We start from the raw sequence: 636 nt of genomic DNA, 5'->3' as shown, positions 1-636 counted from the left end.
CGGTCACCACGGTAGGATTCATGACTGGGGTGAAGTCGTAACAAGGTAGCCGTATCGGAAGGTGCGGCTGGATCACCTCCTTTCCAGAGCTTCTCGCACAAGTTGAGCGCTCACGCTTATCGGCTGTAAATTTAAAGACAGACTCAGGGGTCTGTAGCTCAGTCGGTTAGAGCACCGTCTTGATAAGGCGGGGGTCGTTGGTTCGAATCCAACCAGACCCACCACCGTCTTGTGTGGCGGTACACCCTGAGGCAAATCTGTACTCATGGGGGCATAGCTCAGCTGGGAGAGCACCTGCTTTGCAAGCAGGGGGTCGTCGGTTCGATCCCGTCTGCCTCCACCAATCACCAACGCTAAGAGCTTGGTTCAGACACTGAACCGAGAATTTTGCATTGGCGATTGAGCCAGTCAGAGTGATACGTAGTATGTATCGGCTGTCGTTCTTTAACAATCTGGAAGAAGCAAGTAATTTGGATAGCGGAAGCGTCTTGAGATGGACGTGAAAACTATCCGGGTTGTGATTGTATCGATGTATCTCAAGATGATTCGAACTCTATGTTCGACTTAAATTGGAATACGGCACAACGCGAGAACTCAACCTGTAACGAGACAGACTCGTTATAGGGTCAAGCGAAC

The 636-nt window shown here is 50.6% G+C and carries 2 tRNA genes and 1 rRNA gene; all 3 read left to right on the top strand.

The window, feature by feature from the left end:
• Positions 1-83: ribosomal RNA gene (locus CFB47_RS39990) — 16S ribosomal RNA — on the top strand; the annotation flags it as partial.
• Between the two features lie 64 nt (positions 84-147).
• Positions 148-224, top strand: a tRNA-Ile gene (locus CFB47_RS39985).
• Positions 225-267: 43 nt separating this feature from the next.
• Positions 268-343 (top strand) — tRNA-Ala (locus tag CFB47_RS39980).
• The last annotated feature ends 293 nt before the right edge of the window (positions 344-636 follow it).

Origin of the sequence: Burkholderia sp. AU27893 (assembly GCF_002223205.1) — a bacterium.
Lineage (GTDB): Bacteria > Pseudomonadota > Gammaproteobacteria > Burkholderiales > Burkholderiaceae > Burkholderia.
The sequence above is the reverse complement of the archived record's forward strand: the minus strand, read 5'-3'. Positions and strand labels throughout refer to the sequence as shown.